The organism is Mitsuaria sp. WAJ17, from assembly GCF_014174515.1.
In the GTDB taxonomy this organism is placed as follows: domain Bacteria; phylum Pseudomonadota; class Gammaproteobacteria; order Burkholderiales; family Burkholderiaceae_C; genus Roseateles_B.
In genome coordinates this window covers 37331-52874 of the sequence record NZ_JACJUG010000026.1, presented here as the reverse complement: position 1 = coordinate 52874, position 15544 = coordinate 37331, and the positions used below count along the sequence as shown (strand labels likewise).

General features: G+C 68.3%; 12 protein-coding genes. 8 read left to right on the top strand and 4 right to left on the bottom strand.

Annotation, left to right across the window (positions count from 1 at the left end):
* Nucleotides 1–10 precede the first annotated feature (10 nt).
* The 4 genes from glyS to H5407_RS18670 form a co-directional block, all read right to left on the bottom strand.
* The gene (gene glyS, locus H5407_RS18685; RefSeq protein WP_183106000.1) at nucleotides 11–2155 is read right to left on the bottom strand and encodes a glycine--tRNA ligase subunit beta; all 2145 of its coding nucleotides are present in this window, start codon (nucleotides 2153–2155) and stop codon (nucleotides 11–13) included.
* Nucleotides 2156–2160: 5 nt separating this feature from the next.
* Nucleotides 2161–3117: a glycine--tRNA ligase subunit alpha gene (gene glyQ, locus H5407_RS18680; RefSeq protein WP_183106023.1), complete on the bottom strand. Its 957-nt coding sequence runs from the start codon at nucleotides 3115–3117 to the stop codon at nucleotides 2161–2163.
* A 106-nt stretch (nucleotides 3118–3223) separates the two neighbouring features.
* A complete protein-coding gene (gene lnt, locus H5407_RS18675) occupies nucleotides 3224–4714 on the bottom strand; it encodes an apolipoprotein N-acyltransferase (RefSeq protein WP_183105999.1) in 1491 nt (496 codons plus the stop codon).
* Nucleotides 4715–4740: 26 nt separating this feature from the next.
* Nucleotides 4741–5652: a transporter associated domain-containing protein gene (locus H5407_RS18670; RefSeq protein WP_183105998.1), complete on the bottom strand. Its 912-nt coding sequence runs from the start codon at nucleotides 5650–5652 to the stop codon at nucleotides 4741–4743.
* Nucleotides 5653–5789: 137 nt separating this feature from the next.
* On the opposite strand from H5407_RS18670, the gene H5407_RS18665 reads away from it, so the two are divergent.
* From H5407_RS18665 to H5407_RS18630, 8 genes are all read left to right on the top strand, one after another.
* Nucleotides 5790–6857 (top strand): GTP-binding protein, encoded by a 1068-nt coding sequence (locus tag H5407_RS18665; protein WP_183105997.1) that lies wholly within the window; start codon nucleotides 5790–5792, stop codon nucleotides 6855–6857.
* A gap of 242 nt (nucleotides 6858–7099) precedes the next feature.
* Entirely contained in the window at nucleotides 7100–7792 is a 693-nt protein-coding gene (gene dksA, locus H5407_RS24745; protein WP_310737671.1) for an RNA polymerase-binding protein DksA, read from the top strand.
* Between the two features lie 52 nt (nucleotides 7793–7844).
* A complete protein-coding gene (locus H5407_RS18655; RefSeq protein WP_183105996.1) occupies nucleotides 7845–9620 on the top strand; it encodes an STAS domain-containing protein in 1776 nt (591 codons plus the stop codon).
* A gap of 493 nt (nucleotides 9621–10113) precedes the next feature.
* Entirely contained in the window at nucleotides 10114–10686 is a 573-nt protein-coding gene (gene hslV / locus H5407_RS18650) for an ATP-dependent protease subunit HslV (RefSeq protein WP_183105995.1), read from the top strand.
* A gap of 31 nt (nucleotides 10687–10717) precedes the next feature.
* On the top strand, nucleotides 10718–12067 hold the full coding sequence (gene hslU / locus H5407_RS18645) for an ATP-dependent protease ATPase subunit HslU (protein ID WP_183105994.1): 1350 nt from the start codon (nucleotides 10718–10720) through the stop codon (nucleotides 12065–12067).
* A gap of 78 nt (nucleotides 12068–12145) precedes the next feature.
* Nucleotides 12146–12937, top strand: coding sequence for a potassium channel family protein (locus H5407_RS24035; protein WP_220800671.1), 792 nt, complete (start codon nucleotides 12146–12148; stop codon nucleotides 12935–12937).
* Nucleotides 12938–13071: 134 nt separating this feature from the next.
* The gene (locus H5407_RS18635; protein WP_183105993.1) at nucleotides 13072–13947 is read left to right on the top strand and encodes an ABC transporter ATP-binding protein; all 876 of its coding nucleotides are present in this window, start codon (nucleotides 13072–13074) and stop codon (nucleotides 13945–13947) included.
* Nucleotides 13944–15530, top strand: a complete 1587-nt coding sequence (locus H5407_RS18630) for a hypothetical protein (protein WP_183105992.1) — start codon at nucleotides 13944–13946, stop codon at nucleotides 15528–15530. The genes H5407_RS18635 and H5407_RS18630 overlap by 4 nt, the downstream gene beginning before the upstream one ends.
* The last annotated feature ends 14 nt before the right edge of the window (nucleotides 15531–15544 follow it).

The following is a 15544-nucleotide window of genomic DNA, read 5'->3' as shown; positions in this document are numbered from 1 at the left end:
GGGATGCTCCTCAGGAAGCCAGGCGGGAGAGGTCGGCCACGCGGTTCATGGCCCCGTGCAGGCGGCTCAGGAGGGCCTGGCGGTTGGCGCGCAGGGCGGCGTCGTCGGCATTGACCATCACGCCGTCGAAGAAGGCATCGACCGGGCCTTTCAGCGCGGCCAAGGCCTTCAGCGAGCCGGCGTAGTCGTGCTGCTCGAAGAGCGTGTCGGCCTGGGGCTGGACCTCGGCCAGCGCGGCGGCCAGGGCCTGCTCGGCGGCTTCCTTCAGCAGCGCGGCATCCACGACCGTGGGCAGCTCACCCTCGATCTTCTTGAGGATGTTGCTGACGCGCTTGTTGGCGGCGGCCAGCGAAGCGGCCTCGGGCAGCGCAGCAAAGGCGCGCACGGCCTCCAGGCGGCGGGGCACGTCGCCCAGGCGGCTGGGGTTCAGGGCCAGCACAGCATCGACCTCCTGGGCGCTGTAGCCCTGGTCACGCAGGGAGACGGCCACGCGGTCCGCGAAGAAGCCGAGCAGGGCCTCGCGCGGGTTGGAGATCAGCTCGCCAAAGGCCGGCGCGGCGGTGTCGATCAGCGCGGGCAGATCCAGCGGCAGGTTCTTCTCGACCAGGATGCGGATCACACCCAGCGCGTGGCGGCGCAGGGCGAAGGGGTCCTTGTCACCCGTGGGCAGCTGGCCGATGCCGAACAGGCCCACCAGGGTCTCCAGCTTGTCAGCCAGGGCCAGGACCGTGCCGGTGTGGTTGCGCGGCAGGGCGTCACCGGCGAAGCGCGGCTTGTAGTGGTCCTCGATGGCGATGGCGACGCCGTCGCGCAGGCCCTCGTGGCGGGCGTAGTAGGCGCCCATGATGCCCTGCAGCTCGGGGAACTCGCCGACCATGTCGGTCAGCAGGTCGGCCTTGGCCAGTTGGGCAGCCTGCTGCACCTTGCTGTCCAGCACCTCGAATTCGTCACGGGCCTCGACGGTGTAGGGCACGGTGGCCATGCGCAGCATGTTGACGATGCCGTGGGCAATGGCGCGCACGCGCTCGGCGCGGTCGCCCTGGCTGCCCAGCTTGCCGTGGTAGACCACCTTGGCAAGACCTGGCACCCGCTCGGCCAGAGTCTTCTTGCGGTCCTGGTCGTAGAAGAACTTGGCGTCCGACAGGCGGGGGCGCACCACGCGCTCGTTGCCACCGGTCACCGCACTGGCGTCCGCCGGGCGGATGTTGGAGACGACGAGGAACTTGTGCGTCAGTTTGCCCGCGGCATCGAGCAGCGGGAAGTACTTCTGGTTGGCCTTCATCGTGAGGATGAGGCACTCCTGCGGCACGGCCAGGAACTCGGGCTCAAACTGGCAGGTCAGCACATTGGGCCGCTCGACCAGGGCCGTGACTTCGTCCAGCAGGGCCTCGTCCTCGATGGGCTTCAGGCCTTCCTTCGCGGCCGCAGCGTTCAGCTGGGCCAGGATCTCGGCCCGGCGCTCGCTGAAGCTGGCGATCACGGCGCCCTGCTCGCGCAGCTGAGTGGCGTAGCTGTCGGCGCTTTCGATGGTGATGCGCGGCTGCGCGGCCTCGAAGCGGTGGCCCAGGGTCTCGCGGCCGGAGTGCAGGCCCAGCGTGGCCACGGGCACCACGGTCATGCCGTGCAGCGCCACCAGGCCGTGGGCCGGGCGCACGAAGAGGACGCTGCTCCAGCCGTCGGCCAGTTGGTAGCTCATCACCTTGGGGATGGGCAGCCTGGCCAGGGCCTCGTCCAGGGCCTTCTGCAGGCCTTCGGCCAGGGAGGCGCCGGCAACGACGGAATCCAGGAAGAGCGCCTCGGCCTTGCCGTCCGGCAGGCGCTTGAGCTGGGGCACGACGCTGGCGTCCGCGCCCAGACTGGCCAGCTTCTTCAGCAGGGCCGGCGTGGGGTGACCCTCAGCCGTCAGGGCCACGGCCACGGGCATGAGCTTTTGCTGGACAGCGCGGTCGGCGGCGCGGGCGGCCACGCCCGTCACGTGCACGGCCAGGCGGCGAGGCGAGGCGAAGGGCGTGACGGCGGCATCGGCCGCAGCCAGGCCCTGGGCCCGGAGGCTCTCAGCCAGCGCGGTGGCGAAAGATTCGCCCAATTTTTTGAGCGCCTTAGGCGGCAGCTCTTCGACAAACAGCTCGACGAGGAGGTTCTGCAGGGTGCTCATAGGTGTCAGGCTGCTTTCTTTGCGTTCTTTTCAGCTTGCTTGGCGAGGTTCGCCAGCACTTCCTCGCCCCAGGCCTTGGGCGCCATGGGGAAGCCCAGGCGGGCCCGGCTGTCCACATAGGCCTGGGCCACGGCGCGGGCCAGGTTGCGGATGCGGCCGATGTAGGCGGCGCGCTCGGTCACCGAGATGGCGCCGCGGGCGTCCAGCAGGTTGAAGGTGTGACCGGCCTTGAGCAGCTGCTCATAGGCCGGCAGGGCCAGTTGCTGCGTCATCAGGTGCTGGGACTGCTTCTCGTGGGCGGCGAAGGCCTGCAGTAGGAAATCGACGTCGCTGTGCTCGAAGTTGTAGGTCGATTGCTCGACCTCGTTCTGGTGGAACACATCACCGTACTTGATGTCGGGGGCACCGTTCTTGCCCTCGACATAGACCAGGTCATAGACCGATTCCTTGCCCTGCAGATACATGGCCAGGCGCTCCAGGCCGTAGGTGATCTCGCCGGTGATGGGCTTGCAGTCGATGCCACCGACCTGCTGGAAGTAGGTGAACTGCGTCACCTCCATGCCGTTGAGCCAGACCTCCCAGCCCAGGCCCCAGCAGCCCAGCGTGGGATTCTCCCAGTCGTCCTCGACGAAGCGGACGTCGTTCTTCTTCAGGTCGAAGCCCAGGGCCTCCAGGGATCCCAGGTAGAGCTCCAGGATGTTGGCCGGCGCGGGCTTCAGGACCACCTGGAACTGGTAGTAGTGCTGCAGTCGGTTGGGGTTCTCGCCGTAGCGGCCGTCCTTGGGGCGTCGGCTGGGCTGCACATAGGCCGCATTCCAGGGCTCGGGCCCCAGGGCGCGCAGGAAGGTGGCGGTGTGGCTGGTGCCGGCGCCGACCTCCATGTCATAGGGCTGCAGCAGGGCGCAGCCTTGGGCGGACCAGTATTCCTGAAGTTTCAGAATGATTTGCTGGAAGCTCAGCATGGTGGTGTACGGCGGTAAGGCCCGCTTGCAGCCGCGATGGCGGCACGGGCGTTGAAGGAAGCGGCCCATTCTACGGGTGCCCATGGCGGGCGCCGGCCGCTATGGATCAAGCGCGGGGCGCGCGCCGGCGCAGGGCCAGCACGACTGCAGCGCCCAGGCCCCAAACCGGCCACAGTCCCAGGGCAGCCAGCCAGCGCGCATAGGGCGTGGCGCCGGTCCGGCCCTCCACCCGCACCTCCAGCACGCCCGGCACCTCGGCCGGCAGGCGGGCGATGACCCGCCCCCGGTGGTCGATGGCGGCGGTGGCGCCGGTATTGGTCGAGCGCACCAGCGGGCGCTGGAACTCCAGCGAGCGCATCTGCGAAAACTGCAGGTGCTGGTCCTGCACCATGCGCGGGCCGAACCAGGCCAGGTTGCTGACATTGGCCAGCACTGTGGCAGCTTCGGGCCCGACCACGCTCTGGGCAAAGTCCTCGCCGAACAGATCCTCGTAGCAGATCAGCGGCCGGATGCGCTGGCCGTCCAGCACCAGGGCGCGCTGGTGCGTGCCCGTAGCCTGGTCGTCCAGGGGGATGCGCAGGGCTCGCACGAACCAGTGGAAGCCCGGCGGGATGAACTCGCCAAAGGGCAGCAGGTGGCGCTTGCCATAGCTGTAGGCATTGCCATCCGGCTGCACGGGTGCGCCCACGGCCACCAAGGAGTTGATGAAGCCGGTCCTGTCGTTCCCCAGGAAGCTGCCCAGCAGCAGGGGCCGCTGCCGGCCCATGGCGGCGATGCGCTCCACCACCTCGGGCTCCAGGTAGGCCAGCGGCAGGGGCACAACAGACTCCGGCGTCAGCACCAGCTGGCCGCCCGCGCCCTCGGCCTGCCTCAGCAAGGCGTCGAGGTTGCTGTCCCAGACCTCGCGGTCGAACTTCTGGTCCTGGGCCACATTGGGCTGCAGCAGGGAGAGGTGGATCTCGCCGCTGCCCTGCGTGAACTCGGCCGGCAGCACGGCAGGCAGGGCCGCCAGCAGGACCAGCCCCCCCAGCGGGCGCCAGGCCCGCACCAGCACCAGCGCCGCCAGCGCGGCGGCCAGGCCGGCCGCCAGGGCGGTGATGCCATAGACACCGATCCAGGGCGCCCAGCCCGACAGCGGGCCCGCGGCATGGGCATAGCCGCTGGCGATCCAGGGGAAACCGGTCAGCCACTGCGCCCGGGCCAGCTCGGCCAGCAGCCACAGCGCCGCGAACAGGCCCACGCGGGCCGCAGCCCCGGTCCGCCGCCAGCGGGCAAAGGCCCACAGCGCGCCGGCGTAGTAGAGCGAGAGAAAGGCCGCCAGCAATAGCACCGCCGCGACAGCGAAAGGCGCCGCCAGGTGCCCATGGTCATGCAGGCTGATGTAGAGCCACCACAGGCCGCTGGCCAGCCAGCCCAGACCGAAGGAGAAACCGGACCAGGCCGCGCGCCGCGGCGAAGCGTCCCAGGCGAGGGCCGCCAGCAGGGCCAGCGCCAGCGGCTGCAGCCACCAGGCCTCGGTGGGTGCGAAGGCGGCCGTTTGCAGCGCGCCAGCCAGCAGGGCCAGCAGCAGCACGGCGCCCGGGACCAGTCTGTTCATCCAGCAGGCCAGGTGCGTCGCAGGCCTCATCCAGCCAGCTCGGACGTCGGCGCGGCGGGCAGGCGTGTGACCTTGAACCAACGCACCGAGCCGCCCCGCGTCAGCATCACGCTGAAGCTCAGACCGCCCAGCTCCACCACCTCGCCGCGGCGCGGCACACGGCCGTGCTCGTGCGCCAGCAGGCCGCCGATGGTGTCGAAGTCATCGCTGGTCAGGTGCAGGCCGAAGGCCTCGTTGACGGCTTCGATGTGGGTGTCGCCGGCGACACGCTGGCTGCCATCGGCCAGGGTGTAGATGCCGGCGTCACTGACCTCGTCCACGTCGAATTCGTCCTCGATCTCGCCGACGATCTCTTCCAGTACGTCCTCGATGGTGATGAGGCCGGCCGTGTTGCCGAACTCGTCAATCACGATGGCCAGATGGCTGCGGTTCGCGCGGAAGTCGCGCAGCAGCTCGTTCAGGCCCTTGCTTTCCGGCACGAAGACGGCCGGTCGCAGCAGGGTGCGCAGATTGAGCTCAGGCGCCCGCTGCAGCTTCAGCAGGTCCTTGGCCATGAGGATGCCGATGATGTTCTCGCGCCGGCCTTCGTAAACGGGGAAGCGGGAATGGCCGGTGCCGATCACCATGGCCAGCAGCTCCTCATAACTCGCATCGATGGAGAGCAGGTCCATGCGCGGCGCGGCCACCATGACATCGCCCGCACTGAGCTCCGCCATGCGCAGCACGCCTTCGAGCATCTGGCGCGATTCAGGGGCGATCAGGGCGCGCTCTTCAGCATCCGCCAGGGTCTCGATCAGCTCGCGGGTGGAGTCCGGCCCGGGGTGGAGGAATTCCAGCAGGCGTTCGAGCAAACTTCTCTTGGCCGCGGGCGATTCCGCTGCGGGCCTCGTACCCCCACTCTTGGCGTGGGGGTATCGACTAGGCTGTGGTTCAGACACAGGCACTCGTGTCGTAGTTGGGGGACGCAAAGAATAACCGATTGACTTTGACAGGGACTTGAAAGACAGTCGGCCGCCCCCATCTATTGGGGTCTCTGTCTATTTTCTCCGGGCGGCCGTCGCCGCCTGCGCCAGCCATGTCTCAAGGTAACCCCCCTGGTTTGATCCCCGCCACCATCCTCACCGGCTTCCTGGGCTCGGGCAAGACCACGCTGCTCAAGCGCGTGCTGTCGGAGGCCCATGGCCAGAAGATCGCCGTGATCGAGAACGAGTTCGGCGAGGAGAACATCGACAACGACATCCTGCTCACCGAGACCAAAGAGCAGATCATCCAGATGAGCAACGGCTGCGTCTGCTGCACCATCCGCGAGGATCTGCGCACGACGCTGTCGGACCTGGCGGCCAAGCGCCGCAAGGGGGAGGTCGAGTTCGACCGCGTGGTCATCGAGACCACGGGCCTGGCCGACCCCGGCCCCGTCGCCCAGACCTTTTTCATGGATGACGAGATCGCCGAGAGCTACCTGCTGGACTCCGTGCTGACCCTGGTGGACGCCAAGCATGCCGAGGAGCAGCTCAACACGCGCCAGGAGGCCCGCCGCCAGATCGGCTTCGCGGACCAGATCTTCCTGTCCAAGACCGACCTCTGCGAGCCGGCCGCCGTCGATGCCCTGGCCCACCGCATCAAGCACATGAACCCGCGCGCTCCGCAGCAGCGCGTGCACTTCGGCGAGGTCGAGCTGGCCCGGGTCTTCGACCTGCGCGGCTTCAACCTGAACGCCAAGCTGGAGATCGACCCGGACTTCCTCAAGGCCGACGAGCACGACCACCACCATGACCATGGCGAGCACTGCGACCATGAGCATGCGCACGGCGAGCCTTGCGAGCACCCGCACCACCACGCGCATGACGATGACGTGAAGTCCTTCGTCTACCGCGCCGAAAAGCCCTTCAACCCGGCCAAGCTGGAAGAGTTCCTGGGCGCCATCGTGCAGGTCTACGGCCCCAAGATGTTGCGCTACAAGGGCGTGCTATTCATGAAGGGCACCGACAAGAAGGTGATCTTCCAGGGCGTGCACCAGCTGATGGGCTCCGATCTTGGCCCGCGCTGGATGCCCGGCGAGAAGAAGCAGAGCAAGATGGTCTTCATTGGCATTGACCTGCCCAAGGAGATCCTGCTGCAGGGACTGGAAGGCTGTCTCGCCTAGTGACACACTCTGTCAGTTGGGTGCCTCGCCCTGTGGCTACAATCCGCGGCGCCCAAAACTGACCCCGGCACCGGCCTTGTGGCCGTACCGGGAGCCCACCCGGTCCCTGCGGGGACCGTCCTGCCCCACAAAGGCAGGACAGCAGGGTTGGTAAAAAGTTTGGCGAAGCTGGTCCCCAGAACTGGTCCCGTTGGCGAAGTGCCCTTTGAAGCAGGTATAAACACCCTGCGAGGAGACTGAAAGTGAGCAAGACCCAGGCCCCGAAATCCACCGCTGCCCCGGCTACGGCCGCTGCGCGGTCGGCACCCAAGGCCAGCAAATCTGCCGCCAAGGCCAGTGCCGCCCCATCGGGCGACACCGACACCGTGGTGACGGAGGCTCCAGCCGCCGCCAGCCGCTTCGCTGATCGCTTCGCCCCCCCCAAGCCGCCTGCGCGGTCCTTTAGTAGTCCCTTGATTGAAACGCCCCGCCCTGCCGTGAAAGCCGACCCCAAGCTCGCGAACGCCTGGAAATCCAAGCCTGGCAACGAACTGACCGACGCCGAAGTCCTGGCCATGCCGGACAGCGAGTACATGAACGACAAGCAGATCGAGTTCTTCCGCGCCAAGCTGAATGAACTCAAGGAGAGCCTGCTCTCCAATGCCGGAGAGACCACCGAGCATCTGCGCGAAGACACCTCCATCGTCCCCGATCCGGCCGACCGCGCCACCATCGAGGAAGAGCACGCCCTGGAGCTGCGCACCCGCGACCGGGAGCGCAAGCTGCTGAAGAAGATCATGCAGTCCCTGCAGCGCCTGGACAGCGGCGAGTATGGCTATTGCGACGAGACCGGCGAGCCCATCGGCCTTGGCCGCCTGATCGCCCGCCCGACGGCCACGCTGTCGCTGGAAGCCCAGCAACGCCGCGAGCTGAAGCAAAAGATGTTCGGCGACTGAGTCGCCGCGCCCCGCCCTTGCCGGCCCCCCGTCCCAGCCCATCAGGAACCGCATGACCGACCCCAAGGACAGCGAGAGCTTCTTCCGCAAGGTCGCGCGCTTTGTCGCTAACCCGACCACCGACTGGGCTGAGATCAATTCGCGCCAGGACGATCCGCAGGCCGACGCCGCCAAGGCCGAGTTGCGGGCCATGGTCGAGCGCAAGCGACGCAATGACTTCGTCCGCAAGCGCGAGCTGGACATGCTGCGTCGCATCCGTCGCGAGGGCCTCTCGCCCGAGCAGCTGGCCGCCCTGGGCGCCTCCTCGTCCCGCATGGACGAGGTCGAGCGCATGAACAGCGACATGGGCCAGCGGGTGGACCTGCAGGTCAAGGCCAAGATCGACGAGATCGAGCAGCAGATGGTGGGCGAGAGCTTCGCCCGTCCACCTTCACCGCCTTCCTCTGGATTCTTCGAGACCAGCACCCGCGCGGCGGCCTTTGCGCCGACCATGCCGGCGGTCCCCAACACCGAGATTCCCAGGAGCGGCGCCAGCCCTGCGGCCGCCCCGCAGGCGCCTTCGCCCGCCTCGCCCCCTGGCCGCGAGCGCCCCACCAATGCGCCCGTTCCCGCTGCCGCCGTGGTCGATACCAAGCTCCCGCCGCCCGCCGAAGGCGCGCCCAGCGAGCTGCCGGAACTGATGCCCATGAACCCCGGCCTCAGCTTCCGCATGACGGAGAGCGCGGCCGTCGAGGTGAACGAGGTCGTGCATGACGCCGAGCTGGACGAGGCGGTGATCGCCTTCGCCAACGCGGACAACGAGACCTGCGAGCGCAGCCTCACCGAGCTGACCCAGCCCGGCGGCAGCCGCAATCTGCACGCAGAGACCTGGCTGGTGCTCTTCGATTTCTACCGCGCCACCGGTCAGCAGAGCAAGTTCGAGGCCCTGGCCCTTGAGTACGCCCAGCAGTTCGGGCTCTCGGCGCCGCAATGGTTCTCCATGCCCAAGATGGTGGCCGAACTGCAACGCAAGGTGCGCCCGCCCAAGGGCAGCCCAGGCGCCGTTTGCTGGTCCGCCCCGGCCTACCTCGATGCCGATGCGGTGCAGCAGATGCGCTCGCGCTGCGAGTCCTCGCCCATGCCGTGGGTGTTGGACTGGAAGGACCTTCAACAGCTGGACACCGAAGGCTGCGCCAAGCTGCAGTCCGTGTTCAAGGACTGGTCCAAGCAGGTGCTGGACATCCGCTGGCTGGCTGGCGACCAGTTCCTGCAGGTGATCAAGGACATGGCCCCCGTGGGCGTCCGCGACGTCGATCCGGCCCTGTGGATGCTTCGCATGGAAGCGCTGCGTCTGGTCAACCGGCCGGACCAGTTCGACGAAGCCGCCATCGACTACTGCGTCACCTATGAGGTATCGCCGCCGTCCTGGGAAAAGGCCAAATGCCTGGTTCGGGTCAGCGGCAACAGCCTGTCCACGCAGGGCCCCACCTCCACAACACAGCAGCAGGCCCTGGACGCGCAGAGCACCTTCCTCGAGACCAGCCTGGGCGAGCAGACCAAGCTGGGCCAGGCGGTGCAGCTGGAGCTCAGCGGCCAGCTGCATGGCGACATCAGCGAGACGCTCAACCTGATGAGCGGCGAGCTGGGGGCCGCCTCGCTGATCGAGGTCTCCTGTCCCGCCCTGATCCGCCTGGATTTCCTGGCCGCAGGCGACCTGCTGAACTGGGTGCTCAGCCGCCGCAGCGAAAACCGCAACGTCGTCTTCAAGGACACCCACCGCCTTGTGGCCCTGTTCTTTGGCGCCATGGGCATCAACGAGCACGCACGGGTCAAAGTCAGAACGGTTTGATTGACCACCCCCTACCGGCTTCGCCCCCTTGCAGGGCGCACCGTGCCAAAGGCCCGGTCCTTCGGCAGGCACAAACGCCAGGGCGTTTGTGCCCGACCTCAGCCCCCTCAAGGAGGCACGCCTGGCGGCCCGGCAACGCCGGATCCGCAGGCGTCGTGCGGGGCGAGCATCGGCTGCGCCGTGTGCTCTTTATGCGGCGCTGTGTGGGGCCGGGTGCGGTGAAGACCCGTCGCTTTGTGTTCAAGGCCCATGAGCCTGAGAGCGTCCGATAGAGGGCTCGCGGCACAGCGACTCTGTTGGCGGAGTCGGGGGGAGCCAGTCTGCGCATGAATTGCGGTCAAGCCGCAGCCAGCGCCCAGCAAGCCACCATCGCGAAGATGGTTCTTTCGGCCTGGCGCCGAACCGCTGCCCGCCCCGCCCCTGACCTCAAGCACCGGCCGCCCAAACGGCCGCAGGCTTGAAAATGCCCTCCTTGTCCCCAGCTGGAGTGGCTATGACTGCATCTGCTTCCCAAGATCCGGTGTTTCACGGGACCACCATCGTCAGCGTGCGCCGCAATGGCCAGGTCGCCATCGGCGGTGATGGCCAGGTGACGCTGGGCCATATCGTCGTGAAGGCGAGCGCGCGCAAGGTGCGCAAGCTCTACAAGGAGCGCGTGCTGGCAGGCTTTGCCGGCGCCACGGCCGATGCCTTCACGCTGTTCGAACGCTTCGAGTCCAAGCTGGAGAAGCACCAGGGCCACCTGGTGCGGGCTGCCGTGGAGCTCACGCGGGACTGGCGCACGGACCGGGTGCTGCGCCGCCTGGAAGCCATGCTGGCGGTGGCCGATGCCGACACCTCGCTGATCATCTCCGGCAATGGCGACGTACTGGAGCCCGAGATGGGCATCGTAGCCATCGGCTCCGGCGGCGCCTATGCCCAGGCCGCTGCCCGCGCCCTGCTGCAGCACAGCGAGCTGGGCGCCGCAGACATCGTCAAGCGCTCCCTAGAGATCGCCGGCGACCTCTGCATCTACACCAACCAGAACCACACCCTCGAGACGCTGGACAGCGTCGCCCGCGCCTGAGCGCCGCCACCGCACCGAACGAGGACGCCCCATGTCCATGACCCCGCAAGAAATCGTCTCCGAACTCGACCGCCACATCGTGGGCCAGCAGGACGCCAAGCGCGCCGTGGCCATCGCCATGCGCAACCGCTGGCGCCGTCAGCAGGTCGAGGAGAAGCTGCGCGGCGAGATCACGCCCAAGAACATCCTGATGATCGGCCCCACCGGCGTCGGCAAGACCGAGATCGCCCGCCGCCTGGCCCGGCTGACCGACGCCCCCTTCATCAAGGTCGAGGCCACCAAGTTCACCGAGGTGGGCTATGTGGGCAAGGACGTGGACAGCATCGTGCGCGACCTGGTCGAGATCGCCGTCAAGCAGGAGCGCGAGCAGCAGATGCGCCGCCTGCGCACCCGTGCCGAGGACGCCGCCGAGGAGCGCATCCTCGACGTGCTGGTGCCCCCGCCCCGCTCCGCCGGCGGCAACGAGTTCGGCTTTACGGCCACGCCCAGTGCACCCGCGCCGGACAATACCGCCCGCCAGGTCATGCGCAAGCGCCTTCGCGAGGGCCTGCTGGACGACAAGGAGATCGAGCTGGAACTGGCCGAGCCCAAACCCAGCATGGAAATCCTCGGCCCCCAGGGCATGGAGGAGATGACCGAGCAGCTCAAGGGCCTGTTCTCGCAGATGGGTGCGGGCAGGAAGCGCAGTCGCAAGCTCAAGATCAGCGAGGCGATGAGGCTGCTGGTCGATGAGGAAGCCGCTCGACTGGTCAATGAGGAGGAGATCCGCACCACGGCCTTGCTCAATGCACAGGAGAACGGCATCGTCTTCATCGACGAGATCGACAAAGTGGCCAGCCGCTCAGAAGGCAACGGCGCCGAGGTCTCGCGCCAGGGCGTGCAGCGCGACCTGCTGCCCCTGGTCGAGGGCTGCACCGTCTCGACCAAGTACGGCATGGTCAAGACCGACCACATGCTCTTCATTGCCTCGGGCGCCTTCCATCTGGCCAAGCCCAGCGATCTCATCCCCGAGCTGCAGGGCCGCTTCCCCATCCGCGTGGAACTCAGCTCGCTGAGCGTGGATGACTTCGAAGCCATCCTCTCCAGCACCCACGCCAGCCTGGTCAAGCAGTACCAGGCCCTGCTGGCCACCGAGGGCGTCACGCTGGAGCTGCTGCCCGACGGCATCCGCCGCCTCGCCCAGATCGCCTGTGAGGTCAACGAGCGCACCGAGAACATCGGCGCCCGCCGCCTGGCCACGGTCATGGAGCGCCTGCTGGATCCCATCAGTTTCGATGCACCCAACATGGGCGGGCAGACCGTGCGCATCGACGCCGCGGCGGTGGACGAGCGCCTGGCGGCGCTGGCGTCTAACGAGGACCTCTCTCGCTTCATCCTCTGAGCGGCATCCCCTGAAGGCGGGTCAGGCGGCTTGACCGCCGTCAAGCTGCACCCGCCGCGCCGGCCTTAGGCTTGCGCCATGCCACACCGCATCAGCACCCGCAGCTGGGGCCTCTCACGCCCCAGCCAGCTCAACACCGCCGCCACGCAGGCGGAGCAGCGCTGGCGCTGGCCGGTGCTGGTCGCCCTGCTGTGCACCATTCCTGCCTTCTACATCGAGCTGATCGAGAGTCTGCCCACGCCGCTGGCCGTTGCCATCTACCTGGCCGCAGCGGGCCTCGTGGGCCTGTCGCTGTGGCGCGTGGGGCGCCTGTGCACGCATCCGCAGCAGTACTGGCGCAGCAATATGCTGGACCTGGTGCTGATGGCGGGCCTGCTGGCCTCCGCCCTGCTGCCGCCCAGCGCCGAGTCAGGAATGGCCCTGGCAGGGCGGCTCTTCGTCTCCCTGCTGACCCTGCTGCGCATGGTCTGGGCCATCAAGAGTTGGGTCACGCGCGGGGGCCTGGGCTATCTGCTGCTGCTGGCCCTGGTGGTGCTGCTGTTCTGCGGCGTGGGCTTCTGGGTGCTGGAGCCTCGCGTCAAGACACCGGCCGACGGCATGTGGCTGGCCTTCACCACCGCCGCCACCGTAGGCTACGGCGACATCGTGCCCACCACTGCCGCGGCCAAGATCTTCTCGGTCTTCGTGGTGCTGCTGGGCTATGCAGTGCTCTCGCTGGTGACGGCGGCCATCGCCGCCATGTGGGTGGAGAGCACCGAGCGCGAGGTCGAGAAGGACATCCTGCGCGATCTCCATGCCCAGTTGCGCTCTGTGCACGAAGAGCTGGGCGCCGTGCGCGAGGAGCTGCGCCAGCTCAAGCGCCCTGACTGAACCAGAACCTGCGGGCCAGGCGGTCTCTGCCGCACCCCTGCAGCCTGTCCTCGCGCTGCGCCACTCTGTCCGAATCCCCGCGCCAGGACGGGGCCGCCTCGCTACGCTGCGCGCCAGATCAACGAGGAGGCGGCATGCTGAGCATTCAAAACCTGGTCAAGACATTCGGAGACCACCGGGCCATCGACAGCCTCAGCCTGGAGCTGGGCGCCGGCCTCGTGGGCCTGGTCGGCCACAACGGCGCCGGCAAGACCACGCTGATGCAGATGCTGGCCACGCTCAGCCGGCCCAGCCAGGGCCGCATCCTGCTGGACGGCCAGGACATCGTCGCCCGCCCCGAGCTGATGCGCCGCCGCCTGGGCTACCTACCCCAGGACTTCGGCGTCTACCCGCAGCTGACAGCACGCGAGTTCCTGCAGTACTTCGCCGCGCTCAAGGGCGTGCGCGACGGCCGCCGCATCCAGCATCTGCTGGAGCTGGTCAACCTGCACGAGCAGGCCGACCGCCTGGCCGCGGGCTTCTCGGGCGGCATGCGCCAGCGCCTGGGCATCGCGCAGGCGCTGCTCAATGACCCGGACGTGCTGATCGTCGATGAGCCCACCGCCGGCCTGGACCCCGAGGAGCGCCTGCGTTTTCGCCAGTTGCTGTCCGAGCTGGGCTTCTCGCGCCTGGTGATCGTCTCCACCCACATCGTCTCCGACATCGAGAACATGGCCACCCACCTGGCCATCCTGCGCCGCGGCCGCCTGCTGGCCTTCAGCAGCCCCGAGGCCTTGATGGCGCGTGCGGAGGGTCAGGTCTGGACCGCCCTGCTGGAGCCCGGCCATTACGAGTCCCTGCGCCAGCAGGTCCATGTGCTGCAGGCCCAGCGCCAGGGCGGCCTGATCCAGGTCCGCATGGCCCATGCTGAGCGTCCCTGCGCCGAAGCGCAGGCTGCCCTGCCCAGCCTCGAGGAGGCCCTGATGGCACAGCGTTATGCGGACACGCAGGGCCTGGGAGTCGTCGCATGAGCGCGAGGCACGAATTCCTTGACGCGAGACCGGGCCTCGTGTTCGCCCTCGCCCGTCACGAGTGGCGGCTGCGCGCGCGGCGCAGCTCCAGCCTCGTGATCCTGGGGCTGGTGATCGCGGCCAGCTGGTTCATGATTCCCGACAACGCCGGTGAGCTGACGCTGTTCGCCGTCAAGGAGCAGCGCATGCTCTACGACAGCAACACCCTGTCCGTGGGCGGCGGCATGATGGCCAACCTGCTCTTCGGCCTGCTGGGCTTTTTCCTGGTTCGCGGTCGCACGCAGCAGGACTTGCAATACGGCACGGCGGCCCTTCTGGCAACGGCACCGATCTCCGCCACCGGGCTGCTGCTGAGCCGTTGGCTGGGGGCCGTGGCCTTCCTGATGAGCCTGGCCGGTGTCGATCTCATCACGGTGATGCTCCTGCAACTGATGCACGGCGAAGCCCCTCTGCAGCCAGGCCCCTACCTGGCCATGTGGCTGCTGGGCATGGGCCCTCCGCTGCTGCTGTGCGCCAGCCTGGCCCTGCTGTGCGACGCCTGGGCACCGCTGATGCGCCGCCGCGGCGACCTGCTCTTCTTCGCCTGCTGGGTGGGGCAGTTTGCCCTGCTGCCTTTCACCCTGGACGAGGCTTCGCAAGCACTGCATCCGCTGCAGGCCCTGGACCTGTCCGGCATGTCGGCCCTGGCCATTCGCCTGGGTCAGCTCATGGGCACCCACAGCGTGAGCATCGGCGCCTCCAGCTTCGATCCCTCGCTGGGGGTGGGCCATCTGCCCGAGGGCGTGTGGACGTGGCCGCTGGTCGCCTTGCGGCTGGTGTCGGCGCTGGTGGCCCTGCTGCCGCTGCTGCCGGCCCTCTGGCTGTTCCATCGCTACGACCCGGACCGCGTCAGGCCCACGGCCGCCAAGACCGGCCCGCGCTGGCGCTCGGCTGCGGGCACCGCCCTGCGCCCCCTCGCCCGACTGTCCGGGCGGCTGCTGCCGCAGTGTGCCCGCGTGCCCGGCCTGCCAGGCCAGGTGCTGGCCAATGCCTGCCTGGCCCTCATCGGCCAGCCCTGGGCGCTCCTGGCACTGCCCGTGCTGCTGTTGCTCGGCAGCAGCCTGCCCTTGGGCGCACTCGGCCCGCTGGTGGTGGCCGCGACGGCGTCCTGGGGGCTGATGATCTGCGGGCTGGGCGCGCAGGACCACCAGGCGCGCACGCTGGCGCTGGCCGCCGTGGCCCCCGGAGGCCCCGAGCGTCGGCAGCTGATTCCCTTTGCCAGCGCGGCGCTGCTGGGCCTGCTGTTCCATGCCCCCGTGCTGCTGCGCTGGGGGCTGCAGGCGCCCGTGCTGGCGCTGGCCCTGCTCAGCGGCCTGCTGCTGCTGAGCAGCCTCAGCGCCCTGCTGGGCCACTGGAGCGCCGGCTCGCGCACCTTCCTGGCCCTGTTCCTGTTCTGGCTCTATGCCGCCACGCAGGCTGCAATCTTCCCCTGGCTGGACCTGATGGGCTTCAATGGCCGGGCCCAGCCACTGACGGCGGGCGTCTACGCCCTGGCCGGCCTGAGCTGCCTGGGCCTGCTGATGCTGAGGCGCGCCCGGACCTAATCGGGCGAAGCCGG